Raw genomic sequence first — 17278 nt, forward strand, 5'->3', positions numbered from 1 at the left:
CTTGCATGTCCTTAATATACAAAACAAATACCTGATTGTCAAATGTTTATAAAAAAAATAACCCAATCGAACTTTATTCGACTGGGTTATTTGAAAACCTCAGTTTAGTTGCGCAACGGCCACAAACGAAAGGGGCTTTTTGTTATCCATTAATGAATAATAACCTTTTTTTTTATTATTAAATGATCTAAGAGGCGTATATCTAAAAGCTTCGCTACCTTTTTTAATCGATCTGTCGCTTGATAATGTGCCAATGATGGGCGAAGCTCTACAGATGGATTATTGTACAATTATGATATTTGTTGCCATGCTGCTTAATGCAAAGGAAAGGTAAACTTTATGTCGAAATGTGTAGTATCGCTGTTGCCAGTATTTACACACCTGTCATATCACCGCTTAAACAACCTGAGCTGTTAGCAGGCAAACTGTCAATGGGCGGCGATAGCCGGTTCACATGCCCTTGACGGTTTGCCTGCGGAGCTATCTTTGTGACAGCGGTGCTGTTGACTAATCGAAAACCCGCGAGTGGGAAAGGCAGGTGTGTATGAGGAACGAATACCCTCCTGCCGCAGCCGCATGGCCATTTTCGTCTTTCAAAATGAAATATTTGTTTGTAGTAACTTCCTAATTCAACGTGAAATGTTCCTGCCCCTGGATTTTCTCTTTCGTTTTCTCTTTTCCTCAATCTCACTTTCTGCAACGATGTTAGCACCTCCCATATACATTGGTTCCAGCATCACTTCCAGGAAGCCTGCAGCTGTATTCCCCGCTGCGGACAGCATCTCGCCCGTTGTCGTAAACAAACCATCAGCTACCCCCTGCGCAAGTTCATTCGCCACCGACCTGCTTTCATAATTCTGCGAAGCACCTTCAACCAATACGCCCAGCTGTTCCCGCTGTGATATCTCGCCGTTCTTCTGTATATTGGCGTATGCCATCGTATCTTTAAGCTGCCTGTCAAATCCAAACAGACTATCAAAAAGAGACTCCCCGATTTGTTTAAATGCTACCCGATCAAATTGGCCCATCTTTTTGGAATGCGCTTCGTTCTTGCCCCTCGAAGTGTTCATTGGGCTAAGCTTGATCTTATTGGTTATGTCCTTACGGCTGACGATAACCTGCACATGCATCTGCTCGCCCTCCTTACGTTCCCCCCGCTGTTTCAAACCCTGTTTTACTTCCGGATCATTATGGCTGTAATACCGATAGTTTTCCAGCTTGGCGAACCATAACAGGTCTTCGTTACCATTGACACCATTCCGGTTAAAGTTCCTGGCATAAGCATCCATCACCCTGACTGCAAATCCCTTCATCTGTTCTATAGAACCCTGGTCGCCAAATTGTTCTTTTAAGAACCTTATCTCTTTCTGACTCGGGCTGATATTGACCAGGAAAAACTTAGCGTCGTCTTTGCCCAGCTTGGCAACATTACCATCGATGCTGCGCATGACCTCATAAGGTTCGATCCTGATCCGCTGACCATTGAACCAGCATTCAGGTTCCTGTTTATGGTCAATCCTATTTTCTTTTTCCAGATAATTTACCAGCCCTGCGCTGCTACCTTTGTTTGCCGCTTCCTTGTTGTCTGTGATATTGATAAACATAAGTCTCCTTATACCCTAAAAAATAATTAAGATTAATGATGATTAAAGCAAACTGACCTGTGATCTGGTAAGCGCGATCAGCTCATCCTTTTCCCGGCCTGAGGTCATCATACCGAAAGCGTCCCTGGATCTGATGTAACTGTCAAGAATAAACAGGAATTGCTTTTTTAAATGTTCCTTACTTTTTTGGCTTTTCGAGATCGTATTCATCAGGGCATCTATGCCGGTTAGCCTTTGCGCCAAAGCATGCTGATTATTCAACAAATCCGTATTTGCCTTGAGAACTTGGGCATTGAAACTTTCTATGATCTTGCCTTGCGACACAAATATCCTGTCCATTTCCGTTTTGATCGGAATGAGCAGCATATTCTCCTGGTTTCTGATAAAACCGATATATTGCTGATGATTCTTCATTAAAGCATTCTTTAATAATTCATCATTCAGGTCCAGCGGATCTTTCTTGCTTTTATAAAAATAGTCTACCATCTGGATAAAAACCTGCCGCTTCGTCCTTCCCAGTTTAAGGGCGATCTTTTCAAACTTCTGGTCTACCGCGACCGGATACCTCACTGATCTTACATTGATATCTTCTACACTCATATTTTCAAACCGACTAAATGGCTGTCTATGCAGCAATACCTTTACCTCTATATGCAGGATACTCCGAAGTATCCTCTTTTCTTTTATTTCTTTGGCGTAAACGCCCTAAAGTATCCCTGGAGGATACGTAAATCCCCCGTAGCGAAGCGTAGGGCAAGCAAAGTAGGGCTCTGCCCAACTTCCGCTTGCTCCCTTGCTCCCTTGCTCCCTTGACTCGTCCTGAAATACGTTGACAGTTTTTTCTTATTCGTCCTGCAATAGATTGACAGCAGTACGGTAATCCTGAAATGGATTTACAAGTGTACCGTTTTTTTCAGGACATCTCAATGAGACTGCCTCGGGATTTTCTTTTCTCATTATTAAATGATTAATTGTTGTTTGTTTGTCGTGTTGATATGTGGGGAACGCGTAGCGTTGTCCACATATCAATGCGTTTTTCTTTTTTTGCTTCTTTTTTTCTTTTTACAAAACCTCCTTTTTATGTTGATAAATCATGGGCCTGGCTTCGGTTATAGTAATTCTTCCATAGTTGCTCTGGCTTTGCTTTTTCTTCATGAATGGTATTCGGCGTCAGGTTGCCCAAGCTCATATGAGGCCGCTCGTCGTTATAAAGGCCGATCACGAAATCCAGCACCTGTTTACCTTCCTCTATGTTGTGTACGTTATAACTGCTGAGATACTCGTTCTTAATGATACCATTGACCCGTTCGGCAATCGCGTTGTCCCTGGGGTCGCTGCTCTCGGTCATACTGATCCTGATATTGTTCTCTTCCAGGATCTGCAGGTATTCCTTACAGCAATATTGCAGCCCCCGGTCAGAATGGCGCGTTAAAAAGGATGCATCATCTATCGTTGTCAGGGCCATTTTGAGCGCATTGACCGTTTGTACCGCTAACAAGTTCTCCGCCAGGTTGTAGCCAACGATCTTCCTTGAATAAGCATCTGTAATGAAGCTGATGTAAAGGAAGCCGCCATTGATCCTCCAGTAGGTTATATCGCTCACCCAAAGCTGGTTTGGCCTGCGCGGCACAAAACCTTTTATCTGGTTTGGGAACTTTCGGTACATATGAAAAGAGTCGGTGGTCGATACACGCCGTTTATATCTTTTCACCAGTAGCTTGTGGGAGGCTAAGAGATCAAACAAAGCATCTCTGCCTATTTTGATCTGGTGCTCCAACAGAAAGGGCTGAAGCAGCTCATATAGCTTCCTGGTGCCCATATGGCGATGATCTTTCCTAAGTTGTATGACTTGTTTGATCACCAGTTCCTGCTCGATGTTCACTATTTCATTGTGCTGCCAGTGCTGGTAATAGGCTTGCCTGGTGATACCAAGCAACCGGCAGATCCTGGCCAGGCTTAAATCCTTGTTGCTTTCTTTCATTTTATAGATTACTTGGTACATGACTTTTTTCTAATGCTGATTTTAAGTTCATTCTCTGCTATCTCTATCATGGTCAAATAGTATTGTTCACGTATGTGGCAATCCTGTAACTCATTTTTGAGCTTATCGATCTCAACGTCTTTTTCATTTTTTGGTGGCAATGGCACCGGCTTACTGGCTGTTTTATCTTTCATGTAAAATGTGGCCGGCTTCTTTTTAACCGTAGCTTAAAGGTAGCCCAATTGCCTCATATACTTTATGATCTGCCCTTTCTCTTCTTCGTCACCGGTAAACTCCTGCCATACCTGCTGCTTTGATTTGCCGCCTTCCAAATAGGCTTTGATGATCTCATGCTTCTGTTTTACACTGAAAAACTTACTGGGTCGCTGTTTCGATTTGAATCTTTTTTCTTCCATGTTTTGTCCTTGTTAGGTGTAAACCTATTTCAGGACAAGACAGTATTTATATAGTTGATCAAATTCTTGTTCACTCTTGCGATAAAGCAGGTTAAGAAAGTGATTGTCCTCTACCTTCTTATTCCAAAACAATGGGCGGCCTATATCATTAGAGCTTTTGTTAAAATCAAAAGGTGCCCGGTGTTTAAAGTATTGTTCTCGCATAGGTTAGACTTTAACCTAAAGTTAACAATTTAAATAAAATTCGCATTTCGAAAACGGAGAATATCGAAGTATCTGTATCATTGTGGTAAATAAAAAAATACAATGAAAGTTGAAGTAAGAGAATATGAGCATTTGTTCATTGCCTTACTAAAAACTAAAAATTTTAGCATTTATTCATGTACTTGTTTACATTTGCCCCATGAGAAAAACAGTATTGAGCACCGCGTTAATAACTATATCGATTGCTCTCATATCATGGGGCTATAAGGGACACAGGGCCGTAGCTACCATTGCGCAAAAACACCTCACCGCCAATACAGCTTATGCTGTATCTGCCTATCTTAATGGTGAAGGCATGGCCGACGTCAGCACCTGGGCTGACGAACACAGGAACCCGACCACCGGTAAATGGCATTTCCTGAATCTTCCGTTAGGTTTGAACCACCAGCAATTTGTGGACTTCGTTAACCATCAAAGCAACGATAACGTTTATGGCGCCATCCTAAAAGAAGAGGCCATCCTGAAAGACAACGGATCAACATCTGAACAAAGAACCCTCGCGTTAAAGTATCTTATACACCTTATTGGCGATGCCCATCAACCCATGCACATCAGCCGTGCTGAAGACAAAGGCGGAAATACTATCCAGCTGCGCTTCGATAACAAAGGAACGAATCTGCACAGCCTTTGGGACAGCAAACTAATCGACCATGAAGGATTGAGCGAAGAAGAAATAGCGAAACAATACGACTGGGCGAACGAGACCCAGATCAAAAAATGGCAGGCCTCAGGCCCGATAGAATGGCTTTGGGAAAGCTACGAGATCAGCAGCGAACTATACGCGGATGTGAAACCCGGCCAGAATATAGATGAAGCATATTATAAAAAGTACATCCAGACCATTCATTTAAGGATCGACCAGGCGGGCATCAGGCTTGCCGGTGAATTGAATAAATTATTTAATGACACCAAAGTCAACCTACCCAAACCAGAAGCAGTGACGCCGCCAGCAACCGCCAATACAGTTCAACCTCAAAAGGTCAAACTGGAAAACAGCGCAGCCAGCGTCGGAAAAGAGGTCATCGTCACAGGCAAAGTATACAGCAGTAAAGACATCGGAAGCATGGTACTGGTAAATTTGGGGGCCGCTTACCCCCATCAACTACTGACCATCGCGCTCAAAGGGGAGGCTAAACAATTGGCCACCCGGTTAAGCGACAAAACCATTACCGTAAAAGGAACAGTGATTGACTTTAAAGGAAAACCGGAAATTGTAGTTAATGAGCCAAGCGCTGTCAGCATCAATAAATAAACGGAGGTGCTCAAATACAGGTAAAACCGGGCTTGCCAACAGCAGGCCCGGTTTTTTTATTAACGTATTCAATCGAGTTTACAAAGCTCAAGCTTTCTTTTCTTCGCTTCCTCAAGCGATATTTCTATGATCTTATGCGTGCAGTTGCTCAGCCCGCGGCAGTCATTTCTAAGGTGGTACTTTTTGGCCTTAGGGCTGTCGCAGATATATACCACTGACTTGTGAGTTTTCTGGACATGCAGTAATAAAGCAAACAATAAAAAAAGAGGTCTCATGATCGGTCCGGTTATTTTTTATTCAAAATTAAATGATCAAACCCATTTTCTTTAAGGTTTCCCGTAATCCATTATTACCACTCACTAATGATGATGGCTACGGCAAACATTCACCACGTAATCGGTCACTTTCTTGAGCTTTTTATCAGGGTATAAGGGATGGATCCCTCCTGCCGAAAATACCTCAATGCTATCAGCGACCCGGACATACCAAAATCTGCCTACCGCATAGGCAGTAAGCGTATCCACCCGTTTGATCCTCCGAAAACTTTTCAAGCGGGCCTCGTCAAGAAGGATGAACGAAGTATCTGGTTTAGGGATATTGCAGGAAGTAGCCACATAATGATCATCGTTCCAATACATACATTCTTTATTGCCAGGGGCGAGCATCCAAATTAGCCCAACCAGTAAAATGACCATTGCTATTCCTATATATAGGCGCCAGTCTTTACTAACCGATTTCTTTTGACTTATTATTTCTTCTTGCCCAATAATTTCTGTATTCGTCTCATTCCCTTCCGTTTTACTGCCTGTCGCATCATTATTATCAATGACGTTATCAAGCACCTCTTCTATTGGACTACTTGAGACATTTTCTTCAATTACGTCAGGATCAACTCCCCCACTTTTGATATATTCCTGGAACGGCCGGGCCGGGAAATCAATAAGCCACGCCAGCAATTCCACATTTTTTTCAGCGGTACTTATCGAAGTATTTAACAGGAATTTCTCAAACCCTCGAAAATCATCCGCATCTGTATCTTTTATTGCAGCTAAATAATCATTATCACCGGCATTCATCTCGAGATAACGAACCAACATAGGCACGTCACGCCGTCCAATCCCATCCTCCATCAGCTTTAAAAGCCGTTGCCTGATCCTGCCCCTTGTCGGCCTGATCAGCCAGTCTTCATCGGCTAACAATTGCCGCTGGTGAAAAGCATCTACAACTTCCTTCTTATAAGCAGCAAATCTATCAGTATACATCCCTCTAAAAATAAGCTATTTCCGGAAATATCAAGGAATTAACGGAAGAATTCCGGAACAAAAGGAATTAACGGAACAACCTGATGTCAAGCGAATTAGCCACTATACCTTTGCTTCATAAATCAAAACAACCCCGGTCGGCCGGTCGGGACAGTGCACGAAACTGATTTAAACAGCGAAAGGAAAGCGGGGCCATAAACTGGCTTGGGAGGCAGCTAAAAGCTCCCGTTTTCCAAACGCTCACTTCCCAAAAATTAACCTGCGAAAGCTCACGGGATAGTCCCGTGTGGCCCTGCAGAAATCTTCAACCATTTAATTTTTTGAGAAATGTTTAATTTATTCCTTGCAATATTTATGGCATTCGCATGCCCTAAGCATAACAACCAGAACCACAATACCACTGCTGTAAACGCAACAGCAACCAACGATACCGGCGGCGACAAAGGACACTTTCCTCCTCCGCCTCCGCCACCGGGGAGTTAATCTATTCCTAAAAGGCGGGCTTAGGTCCGCCTTTTTTGTTAGCTGAACTTGTTGCTTTCCAAATGCTTTTCTATTTTTAGGTTAAATATAACCTGTTGAAAAAGTTACTTTTTTTCCTTTACCTTTTATCGTTTTTTTCCTGTCGCCAAGCGCTGAAGCCAGCACCTAAAGAGGATTGGGGCACTTATAAAAAAGCCTATAGTTTATTAAGTCAACAAACGGACTCGGCGTTTTACTACTTTAACAAAGTAACCTCAAATTCTAAGGATAGCCTACCTATAGCACTCGCCTACAATAATATGGCGATGATCCAGTCAGATGCAGGTGATTATTATGGGGCACAGGAGAGCCTTACCCAATCCCTGAAGTTTTTAAATGAAAATAACCCCAAGCACTACCCTTATCTCGCCAGTGACTATAATGAACTGGGAATGAATAGTTCTAATCTCAAAAACTATGAAGCCGCTATCGGATATTACAATAAGACCCTTCATTTTACGAATGACAGTAACCTCATAGCGCTGGCCTTAAATAATCAGGCGATCGCGTTTCAGGAAACTAAAAACTATCGCCGGGCTATAGCACTTTACACAACTATAATCAGGCAGTCAGGTAACGACAGCGTCGCTTATGCCCGTGTACTGACCAACCTTGCTTTCACCCGATGGCTTCAATCTACGGCATTCAACGCAAAAACTGATTTGCTGAAAGCATTACGCATTCGGCTGGAGAAGAACGATCAATGGGGGCAAAATTCCAGTTATGCCCATCTGTCCGATTACTATGACCGTTCTCACCCGGATTCCGCTTTATTTTACGCCCGTGCGATGTACGCCGTCGCCAGACAGCTAAATAGCCCCGATGATCAGGTCCAGGCGCTCGAAAAGCTGATCAGGAATAGTCCGGTTGCCCAGACAAAAAACTATTTTGCGCGCTACCGTGCACTAAATGACAGCATACAGACGGCTCGTAATTCGGCTAAAAATCAATTCGCGCTGATCCGCTACAACGTGGAAAAAAATAAAGCTGAAAACCTCAAATTGCAAAAAGATAACTCAGAAAAACAATATCAGATCGCGAGACAAACCATCCGCTTTTACATTACGATTTCAGTTTTTATAATTCTGGGAATAGTTGCCATTCGCTGGTACAGGAATAAAAAACACAGGCAGGAGCATGAAAAAAAGGAGGCTATTCTTGAAACCCAGCGAAAAGCATCAAAGAAAGTGCATGATACCCTGGCTAACGACATATACAGCATCATGAAAAAAGTACAGCACGTTCCCGAATTGAACCAGGACTGGCTCATTGATGATATAGATGACGTTTACCAGCGCGCACGTGATATCTCACACGAAATGATCCCCGGTTCAGATATCGATTTTCATAAAACCATATCAGGCCTTTTACAATCATTCGGATCAGAAAACACCAAGGTGGTTATCGTTGGCAACAGCGCCGAGATTTGGCAAAAGATCAATACTGTTTACAAGTTTGAGCTAAAATACATCCTGCAAGAACTGATGGTTAACATGGAAAAACACAGCCGGGCTAATAATGTCGTTATCAAATTCGAAGAACGTGGCGATCTCTGCCTCATTACCTATTTTGACAATGGCATTGGCCTGTCAGACGGGCATGCCCGGCAAAATGGGCTGATAAATACGGGAAACCGTATAAATTCGATTAAGGGCACTATTACTTTTGAAAGCAGTGCAGGTAGTGGCCTTGAAATCAAGATCACCTTCCCCATCGCCTAAACGATTCATTATGTTTAATAAAGTAATTATAGCTGAAGACCATCAAAGTGTCAAGATCTCTGTCGAACACACCCTTAAAGAACTGGATATTTCCGGTACACAATACGCTTACTATTGCGATGACGCCCTGCTCAGGTTAAAAAAAGCGATCCAGGAAAACGACGCATTCGAACTGCTTATTACTGACCTTTCTTTCGCAGAAGACGGGCGGGAACAAAAGATCAGTGACGGCGCGGCACTTATTGAAGCAGCGAAAAAACTACAGCCCGATTTAAAATTAATCGTATTCTCCGCGGAATCCAGCCCCGCAGTTGTCAGCAAACTATTCCAGGAACTCGATATACATGCATATGTTTACAAAGGGCGCCGCGATACCATCGAACTAAAGGAAGCGATTGAAGCCCTGCAGAACGGTAAAAAATACCTATCCCCTGAATTCCGCATGGCCCTGAGAACCAAAAACGCACATGACTTCAGTGCCTATGACCTGATGATCGTTACGCAGCTCGCAGAAGGAACACGGCAGAAAGATATCCCCGCTTACCTCCAGCAGAACGGCGCGAAAGCTTCCAGCTTGAGCAGCGTGGAAAAACGGCTAAACCAGATTAAGGAAGCACTGGGCTTCACCAAAAACGAGCAACTTATTGCCTATTGTAAGGATAACAAGATCATTTAAATCCGGTGTACGGGAAACCGTAAAAATTAGTATATACAGAATGTCATATTTGTTCAACAGAAATTAAATATCACATTATGGAAAAAATTCAGGCAATCAAACCGGGCCCAAAGCCAAAGAAACAGGACGGCTCTGACGACAGGAGAAGAAGGGTCGACCCGGTTACCAAACCGAAGCACCCGGATCTAAAACCCCACATCCACAAACCCAAAGATTGATAATCGAAATTAAATAAAGAATCATGGCTCTTTATAATGATAGCAAATTTTTAGCTCATAACACAGACAAAGCTTTTACAGTAGAGCATAATCCGGGAGCAAAACCGCCACATTCGGGAATATACCGATGCATGGGCTGCGGCAAGGAGATCGTTGCAGAAGAAAGTCGTCAATTTCCTCCTCAGAACCATCACGAACACAGCCCAGCACAAGGAAAAATCAGATGGAGGATGATCGTCTACGCGGATCATGATCCGAAATAACAGAGTAAAAAAGGATATCATGTAAAATCCTTTAAAGGGCACGAAATTAAACGTGCCCTTTTTTATAAGAATCACCATTTACGGTTTCCCGTAAAAATCCACTCCTCAGCCTCCCTACATTTGATACAACATCATTATTAGTTTGACAACAATGAAAAAGTATTATGTAAACAATCGCCCTCAAAACAACGGCGACCACGAAGTTCACAGCGAAAGCTGCCCTTATCTATCAAGTATACAAAGCAGATCTTACCTAGGTGAGTTCTCCTCTTGTTACCCCGCTGTCGCCAAGGCAAAACAAACTTATCCAACAGCGGACGGCTGCAAGACTTGTTCGCCTGCTTGTCACAACAGCTAAAACCAATACCTGAAAAGCACTTTATTTCTTTTTCTTGTCTTTCGACATATTAATCAAATAAGTACCAAGCATCAATAAGCACATGCAAACTCCCCGCTACACAGACGTTACCAGGTCCGGCAACAAGCGCATTAGTAACGAATTCGACGATCAGCTAACGAATCCCGCAAGCATGGATAACTCCCAAGAGAAAGCCCCTGGACACGGAAGCTACGGGGCACTCTTGTTTGATCCAAAATGGAAATCCAAACGTGCGGAAATTATAAACCGGGACCAAGCTCGTTGTGTCATTTGCAAGAGCGCAGATGAACTGCTCGTCCATCATCGCCAGTACCATTTTGTTAAAGCGGAGCAGGCATTTAAAATGCCCTGGGATTATCCCGGGCATCTCCTCATCACCCTCTGCCAAAATTGCCATCAGCGGGGCCACAGTAAATTCAAAGTACCAACCTTATTTATTTAAAGATCATGTTCAACTTTTTCAAAAGCACCGCAAAAAACGGTTCTCACACCTCCTTTAACGGGTCTGGGACAGCGACTGTTCCCCTACCGGAAATCGACGAGAAGGTATTTATTGAAACGTTACCGGCATCACCCGCCCCCGCGACAAGCAATTTTACTGAAAGCCGCCAATCGCCCGTGGACCACAATATCGCATTACTATTTTCATTTTTAGACCGTAACCACGAAGCAAAAGGATATGATGACGCTTTACTTAACCCGGATAGCAGCCATTTGAATCAAAACTTGGATGCACTTAAAAATGAGCTTAGCCGGACAATAAATAAAGTAAAAACCTTTTATGAGGATTTTATAAGGGAAACGGAATATCATATCACAAGCAGGGGACGAAGCGGTATGGTCGACATGGTAGAAGAACTTGAAATGAAAAAGAATATCGCATTGGGTCATATTGAAAAAGTAAAAGCCGTTGAAGATAGTTTGATGCAGGAAAATGGTGATTGTAAAGGCATTTTGATTAGCTACACACGCGGGTTTAAAAATGGGCTGGCAGCTATTTCACATCATCATATTTTAACAAGGAGGTTTTGAAATGAAAAACTGGTGGATTAAATCCGGTTGTTTTTTGACCGGTTACAAATATGAGATCTTAGCAGGTTGCAGCGAAATTGCGCAGCGGGCCGTGAAACGCTACACTTCAGCCTTGTTGATTATATGTGTGTTATGGGCTTTTATTGGCTATTGTTTCGTAAGCAAATACCTTAAAGGCGAATGGTATATCAGTATCTTCGGTGCCATTCTGTTCATATTGATTATTCTGCAGGTCGAGCGTCAGATCATTCTCGCGGACGCAAAGGGCAAGGCCAAGTATTGGATCAGAGGATTGATCGCGGTTATTATGGCAATTATCGGCTCTATCGTGATAGACCAAATCATTTTTCAGCAAGATATTGCGCACAAGCAAAAACTCGAACTGAATACAGAAGTGGATGTAGTGCTGCCAGCTAAACAAGCGGAATTACGTAGGCAAACTACTGAAATTGACTCAAGCATATCAAAAAAAGAGGCAGAACGAGCAGTGTTACTGGACGAGCTATCAAAGCATCCGACCATTCAAATGGTGACAAAGGAAAAAAACAATGTGCCGATAACTTCGACTACTATTGATTCCAATAAATTATCCAAGACAAATACGGTATTGGTCAAAACAAGAGCTGTCACTGTGACTTCTGTACCTAATCCTAAAATGTCAATAGTACCGTCGTTAGACCAGCAGATCAAAGAACTGCGAACAATCAAAACCGACCAAGAGAACAGATTGATCAAGCTAAGGAATGAAGTAGAACAAGATGTTAAAGCTGACAAAGGCTTTCTATACGAATTACAATTGATGTACCGTATCCTTCACGACTCCGGGCCGGCATTGTTCGTTTGGGCACTTTGGTTTCTTCTGTTACTTGGCATCGAGATCTTTATTATGGTCAACAAACTATCACACCTCGAAACAGATTACGATGTCTGTATTCATCACCATATGGAACTGCAAAAAAGGAAACTTAAACTCTTGGCCATGCAGGTTCCTGAAGTTTAAGATAGTACACATACACCTAAACCTTACCACAATAATGGGCTTATCATTTCGTAAATCATTCGGTTCCGGTCCCTTCAGGGTCAATTTCTCAAAAAGTGGCGTCAGTTATTCCGTAGGTGTCAAAGGTGCCCGCGTTAACTTTGGCCCCAAAGGAACCTATGTCAGCCTGAGTTCTCATGGCATCAGCTATCGTCGTAAAATATCGGGCCCGCAAGCCTCTATCCCCCAGGTTCAACCGCAGCTTACACCCGCTTTCACAGCAGAAACACATAACATCGCTTCAGCCTCCATCGGGCAGCTAACAGACACCGATTCCAGGGACTTTATTGCTGAGCTGACCAAAAAAGCAGGCCAAATATCTTACCTGAACTGGTTTGGCATTTTCCCGCTGATCGCTTTCCTTTCAGTCATCCTGTTTACATCTTTTGGGAGCAGGACGCAGGTTACCCATCCAGCTACGGACAGTACACTCGTTAGAGTAACCAACTTTGAAGGCGTAAATATCCGGGCGACAGCTGACGCCCGGTCGGCGGTCTTAAAAGCCGCCTCTTACAGGCAAACTTTCAATTTATTGGATTCCTCGGATCCCAAATGGTTAAAGGTAGGCTTTAACGATTCTATAGGTTATATCAATCGCCGTTTTGCGGATTCTGAACACGTGCATCATGACGAAGAATCCGCCGAACAGACTTTCCTCGCCAATCCCTATGCCGCTTATGAGCTTAGTGCCGGACTGCTGATCTTTATCCCGCTGATCATCAAATTAAAAAAATCGGACAAAAAAAGATTTGAGATGGAACTACATTACGACATGGATGAACAGTTCAAGCAAATCTATCAGCAATTTAATAATCATTTCGGTACATTCTCAAGATCAGCAAGGATATGGCAGTACCTTAACGCGAGTCCGACCAATGATTATAAAAGGACCGGTGGTGCAGGTAAACTGATCAAAAGATCCCCGGTCCGAGGTATTTACGGCAACCGTTTACCTTTACCGTACTTTATCACCAATGTTGCCATCCCACACCTCAAACTCAGCAACCTTGAACTATATTTTTTACCTGAAAGAATGCTTATAAAGCAAGGGGGCACCTTTGCAGCAGTTTTCTACAAAAACCTGTATATTACAGGTTATACCACCCGTTTTATTGAAGACGAAATGGTTCCGGCTGACGCGCAGATCGTCGATCGAACCTGGCGCTTTGTCAACAGAAGCGGCGGCCCCGACCGTCGCTTCAACAACAACCGCCAAATCCCCATCTGTGCCTATTCAGAATATACCCTGAGATCTGACACCGGGATCTATGAAGTGATTACGACCTCAAAAAAAGGCGCGATGGATACATTCAGTGACTTTCTCAGACAGATCGGGGATTTACAGGCCAGAATGGCCATTAGTTAAGTTTTAATGTGATTCGTTAACCCTATAATGCAAGAGGCCACGCGGTTCCAGGTATTGACAATTAACAGTGCTTCATCAAGTATTTTTCGAAGCAACTCATTGGAGAGATCTATCGATTTGTCAGTACGTAGATGAAGTAGCGATAGTACAAGTTTATCTTTTTCCTTTTGATTACGCTTTTTCTCCGCCATATGGGCGTAAATATATCAAGCCACTGCTGAGAAAAATGATAATTTGGAAATTCCGTAGTCGTGGATCGAGACGTTCCGAAAAAGTGTACATCGAGTTCTATTACACTTTGACCACGATATCTACCTGAACCAGACGTTTAAAATTTGATCTCATAAACACAACTCACCGGTGAAATGGGCGCGGAACGGCATGGTCAAGCAAAATGGGATATCTAAGTGAAGGAAATTTGGTTGTCAATCAAGATTCCTTCAACCATCTATTATATAATCATAGTCAGTCACCTAATCAAAATAAGTATATCTTAGTTAAATCCTTAATCATACATAAACAATAATCGATAATGTCGCGCACCGGCATTAATTAGACTTAAAATGGAAGAAAGACAACTTATACTGCTCAATACATCTATATTTAAGATAGATTTAAAGGGAAACACAGTTTCCGAAACAGCATTGACAGCAGAAGACACAGATTTTTATAAATATATCAGAAGCTCAATCAATGAAGTTTCGTTGGCACCGGGAGGTCGAAAGTTCAAGCTCCGCAGTACCAATACAGAGGTAGTTAGTACCATGCTCCCGATCGCGATCAATCCAGTCGGCACTTCGTTCGGACAAACTATTCCAAATCGCCTATTGAGGGAGGAGATCGCCGTTCAGGATAGGGTCGCCAGAATGGGTATAGAAGTTCACGAAGGCTTACTGATCATTTCCGTGATTGAGGATCGTGGCGTTAAAAAAATTGTGCTGTGCAAAGTAGAAGACATTCAATATATCGATAAAGTTGATTTGAAGCTAAATAGTGGGTATCCTATCAGAAGAAAAATCTTCAGATCGGCGCAGTTTCATTTAAGCCAAGTGGACCTCGTTGAAAACATTGTCGTACATGATTTAAACAGTAAGGGCGCGACTTACTGGTGGGATGATTTTCTGGAAATAGATCAATTCTGGGACGATATTTATAATACCAAAACAGCGTTTAATATTATTGACTCGAAAGTGCTTTCAAAATTGAAAAAGGAGTCGCCAGCCGACCATACCTATTTAAGAAATGCCACCATCAGATTTTTTCGTACGAACCAAGAATTTACTATTGAGAAGCTCATTGAAGCCTGTTTTGATAATTACGAAGCTGTGAATGCGACAAAAGTCGATATAGATAAAATAAAGGAGTCAATTAGAAAGCTCCCGGAAAAACATTCGTTCGATGAGCGGTTCAATTTAAAGCCTTCGGAAATAACAGCAAAAATAAAATATTCGATTAATCTAACAGAAAATATAGATTTGGTCATTAAGGATGAGATTAATATTGAAAGTACGATAACACCGGAACTACACAACAACAGAAAGTATATAAAGATTCGAAGTGACGCGGGTTATGACGCCTTCAAGAAATAGGAGGATTGGTATAAGATGATTTTTACAGATAACATTTTAAAACTATTTAGCAATGAATTCAAAATCACCTCGACAAGAGAGGATTTTGAGCGAGCTGAAGTTGTTTATCAATTGAAGTCAATCAATATACCCGATGCTGTAATATTAGAAGGACAATTAAAGAAAGTTTACGGATCGGATAAGTGCATAATTTACGTCAACATTGATGAGGCGACGGATGTCATTACGCATTCATTAAAAGGAGATTTTGAGCAATTCAAGAGTGAATTACAAGTAGGTATCGGAGGTATTGATGAGGATTCATCGATCATTATCAAGGTAGTGATAGAAAAAGCTATCGTTGACAAAAGACTGTTTTTATATTCCTTAGATAATATAAAAATATATCTGAATGATTTTGATGTTGCTGGGGCGGTACTCTTCTTTGCAGACTTAATTAAGACACATGAGACAATCGTCCTTGTTTCGAATGATATCAAAAGCTCCTTCAATTCTGCATCCATAGCTTTTCAGCCAGAATCTGCTAATTGTGAACAGATAGGTTTTCTTGGTGACGCCACGAGGCAAAAACGCTTACGAAACATTCAGTCTACGACACACGCAATCGCTTTATCGGATAAGCAAATCATCCCTGAGGATTTTCAATTCAATACGGAGCCGAGAGGCATCATCAAGAATGTTTTGTGTAAGATCGAGTTCGCTCTGTTGATTGTAGCCATTTTCGACAACAGCAGTATTAAGGAAAGCGAACTTACATTCCGGTTAAATGGATATAAAAGCATCGACGGGACAGTTAACCTGGAGGCGTTTCCGTTTGAAAATTATGTAGAGGAGTACCGAAAAATATACAATTGGATCCACGAGTCCGGAAATCTTACGGACAAACTTGGCCTCGCGAGAAACATCGTTTCCCTTCATTTAAATTCGCAACATGATCTATCTTTTAGCGGTAACATGTTCAGTTCAATCTTGTCCGCTTATAAGGTTTACGAAAAACAGAATATCAAACAATACATAGAAATACGAAACAAGATGTCGGACCAACTACTTGACTACAACAAGCGGGCAAATGCTATAGTAGAGGGGTTTGCGAGCACTTTTCAAAAAAGCGCCCTCTCTGTCTTAACTTTATTCTCATCGATGGTAGCTGTAAAAATACTGAGTACTTCAGCGATCTCACCAAAGTTTACAATGTACAGCACATGGTTCGCCATTCTGATACTAGTTATATCTTTCGTTTATATGATGATTTCCAGAAACGATACTATAGGACAGAAAAAACGTTATAAAAAGAGTTACAAAAACTTCAAACTACGTTATAGCGATCTTTTGAATGCGGATGATATAGACCGAATTTTGATCGGTGATAAAGAGTTCAAAGCGGATAAAGCTTTCATCAATAAAAAGATTAGTATCTACACCATTCTTTGGGTAGTGGTATTAGTTGCACTATCTGCATTTGTCGCTAGTTATTACCTCAGCCAGAAATAGCCAAATCTTGTGCAATCGAATAAATTGAAGAGATTGGCGTTTTTGATTTCCTCCCGCCAGAGATAGTAGCGGCATCCTGCAAAGCAAATAAAGCGCAGAACACGGATGAGGGGCGACAGCAATCTTTGCTACTTGGTTGTAATTATCTCTCGCGACTAATGTTGTCAGTATCCTTCCTCCGCAGAATAAAAGGTTTTTCCAAA

General features: G+C 42.2%; 19 protein-coding genes. 12 read left to right on the top strand and 7 right to left on the bottom strand.

Annotated features, from left to right (window positions below; all coding sequences use genetic code 11):
• Nucleotides 1–149: 149 nt before the first annotated feature.
• The 6 genes from IEX80_RS28035 to IEX80_RS22410 form a co-directional block, all read right to left on the bottom strand.
• A complete protein-coding gene (locus IEX80_RS28035; RefSeq protein ID WP_188834207.1) occupies nucleotides 150–290 on the bottom strand; it encodes a JAB domain-containing protein in 141 nt (46 codons plus the stop codon).
• 339 nt (nucleotides 291–629) lie between these two features.
• Nucleotides 630–1604 (bottom strand): DUF5712 family protein, encoded by a 975-nt coding sequence (locus IEX80_RS22390; protein ID WP_188834208.1) that lies wholly within the window; start codon nucleotides 1602–1604, stop codon nucleotides 630–632.
• Between the two features lie 42 nt (nucleotides 1605–1646).
• The gene (locus IEX80_RS22395) at nucleotides 1647–2204 is read right to left on the bottom strand and encodes a BfmA/BtgA family mobilization protein (protein ID WP_188834209.1); all 558 of its coding nucleotides are present in this window, start codon (nucleotides 2202–2204) and stop codon (nucleotides 1647–1649) included.
• A 478-nt stretch (nucleotides 2205–2682) separates the two neighbouring features.
• Entirely contained in the window at nucleotides 2683–3606 is a 924-nt protein-coding gene (locus tag IEX80_RS22400; protein WP_188834210.1) for an IS3 family transposase, read from the bottom strand.
• Nucleotides 3594–3779 (bottom strand): hypothetical protein, encoded by a 186-nt coding sequence (locus tag IEX80_RS22405; protein WP_188834211.1) that lies wholly within the window; start codon nucleotides 3777–3779, stop codon nucleotides 3594–3596. The genes IEX80_RS22400 and IEX80_RS22405 overlap by 13 nt, the downstream gene beginning before the upstream one ends.
• 33 nt (nucleotides 3780–3812) lie before the next feature.
• Nucleotides 3813–4001: a hypothetical protein gene (locus IEX80_RS22410; RefSeq protein ID WP_188834212.1), complete on the bottom strand. Its 189-nt coding sequence runs from the start codon at nucleotides 3999–4001 to the stop codon at nucleotides 3813–3815.
• Nucleotides 4002–4404: 403 nt separating this feature from the next.
• On the opposite strand from IEX80_RS22410, the gene IEX80_RS22415 reads away from it, so the two are divergent.
• Nucleotides 4405–5517: a S1/P1 nuclease gene (locus tag IEX80_RS22415; RefSeq protein WP_188834213.1), complete on the top strand. Its 1113-nt coding sequence runs from the start codon at nucleotides 4405–4407 to the stop codon at nucleotides 5515–5517.
• Between the two features lie 359 nt (nucleotides 5518–5876).
• Here IEX80_RS22415 and IEX80_RS22420 read toward each other — a convergent pair whose 3' ends face one another.
• Nucleotides 5877–6779 carry a hypothetical protein gene (locus IEX80_RS22420; RefSeq protein WP_188834214.1) on the bottom strand — a complete coding sequence of 301 codons (903 nt, stop codon included), beginning with the start codon at nucleotides 6777–6779 and terminating at the stop codon, nucleotides 5877–5879.
• Between the two features lie 327 nt (nucleotides 6780–7106).
• Between IEX80_RS22420 and IEX80_RS22425 the strand changes: the two genes are divergently transcribed.
• The 11 genes from IEX80_RS22425 (at nucleotide 7107) to IEX80_RS22475 (ending at nucleotide 17075) form a co-directional block, all read left to right on the top strand.
• On the top strand, nucleotides 7107–7262 hold the full coding sequence (locus IEX80_RS22425; RefSeq protein ID WP_188834215.1) for a hypothetical protein: 156 nt from the start codon (nucleotides 7107–7109) through the stop codon (nucleotides 7260–7262).
• 95 nt (nucleotides 7263–7357) lie between these two features.
• Nucleotides 7358–9022, top strand: coding sequence for a tetratricopeptide repeat-containing sensor histidine kinase (locus IEX80_RS22430; RefSeq protein WP_188834216.1), 1665 nt, complete (start codon nucleotides 7358–7360; stop codon nucleotides 9020–9022).
• Nucleotides 9023–9032: 10 nt separating this feature from the next.
• On the top strand, nucleotides 9033–9698 hold the full coding sequence (locus tag IEX80_RS22435) for a response regulator transcription factor (RefSeq protein ID WP_188834217.1): 666 nt from the start codon (nucleotides 9033–9035) through the stop codon (nucleotides 9696–9698).
• Between the two features lie 77 nt (nucleotides 9699–9775).
• Nucleotides 9776–9916: a hypothetical protein gene (locus IEX80_RS22440; RefSeq protein ID WP_188834218.1), complete on the top strand. Its 141-nt coding sequence runs from the start codon at nucleotides 9776–9778 to the stop codon at nucleotides 9914–9916.
• Nucleotides 9917–9939: 23 nt separating this feature from the next.
• Nucleotides 9940–10179, top strand: coding sequence for a protein L (locus IEX80_RS22445; protein WP_188834219.1), 240 nt, complete (start codon nucleotides 9940–9942; stop codon nucleotides 10177–10179).
• A 440-nt stretch (nucleotides 10180–10619) separates the two neighbouring features.
• On the top strand, nucleotides 10620–11000 hold the full coding sequence (locus IEX80_RS22450; RefSeq protein WP_229701725.1) for an HNH endonuclease: 381 nt from the start codon (nucleotides 10620–10622) through the stop codon (nucleotides 10998–11000).
• Between the two features lie 5 nt (nucleotides 11001–11005).
• Nucleotides 11006–11590, top strand: a complete 585-nt coding sequence (locus IEX80_RS22455) for a hypothetical protein (RefSeq protein WP_188834220.1) — start codon at nucleotides 11006–11008, stop codon at nucleotides 11588–11590.
• A 1-nt stretch (nucleotide 11591) separates the two neighbouring features.
• Nucleotides 11592–12590, top strand: coding sequence for a DUF4407 domain-containing protein (locus IEX80_RS22460; protein WP_188834221.1), 999 nt, complete (start codon nucleotides 11592–11594; stop codon nucleotides 12588–12590).
• 34 nt (nucleotides 12591–12624) lie between these two features.
• The gene (locus IEX80_RS22465) at nucleotides 12625–13995 is read left to right on the top strand and encodes a DUF4236 domain-containing protein (protein WP_188834222.1); all 1371 of its coding nucleotides are present in this window, start codon (nucleotides 12625–12627) and stop codon (nucleotides 13993–13995) included.
• 563 nt (nucleotides 13996–14558) lie between these two features.
• Nucleotides 14559–15584, top strand: a complete 1026-nt coding sequence (locus tag IEX80_RS22470) for a nucleoid-associated protein (protein WP_188834223.1) — start codon at nucleotides 14559–14561, stop codon at nucleotides 15582–15584.
• A gap of 15 nt (nucleotides 15585–15599) precedes the next feature.
• Nucleotides 15600–17075, top strand: coding sequence for a hypothetical protein (locus IEX80_RS22475; RefSeq protein WP_188834224.1), 1476 nt, complete (start codon nucleotides 15600–15602; stop codon nucleotides 17073–17075).
• The last annotated feature ends 203 nt before the right edge of the window (nucleotides 17076–17278 follow it).

It is taken from the genome of Mucilaginibacter rubeus (genome assembly GCF_014643835.1).
Lineage (GTDB): Bacteria > Bacteroidota > Bacteroidia > Sphingobacteriales > Sphingobacteriaceae > Mucilaginibacter > Mucilaginibacter rubeus.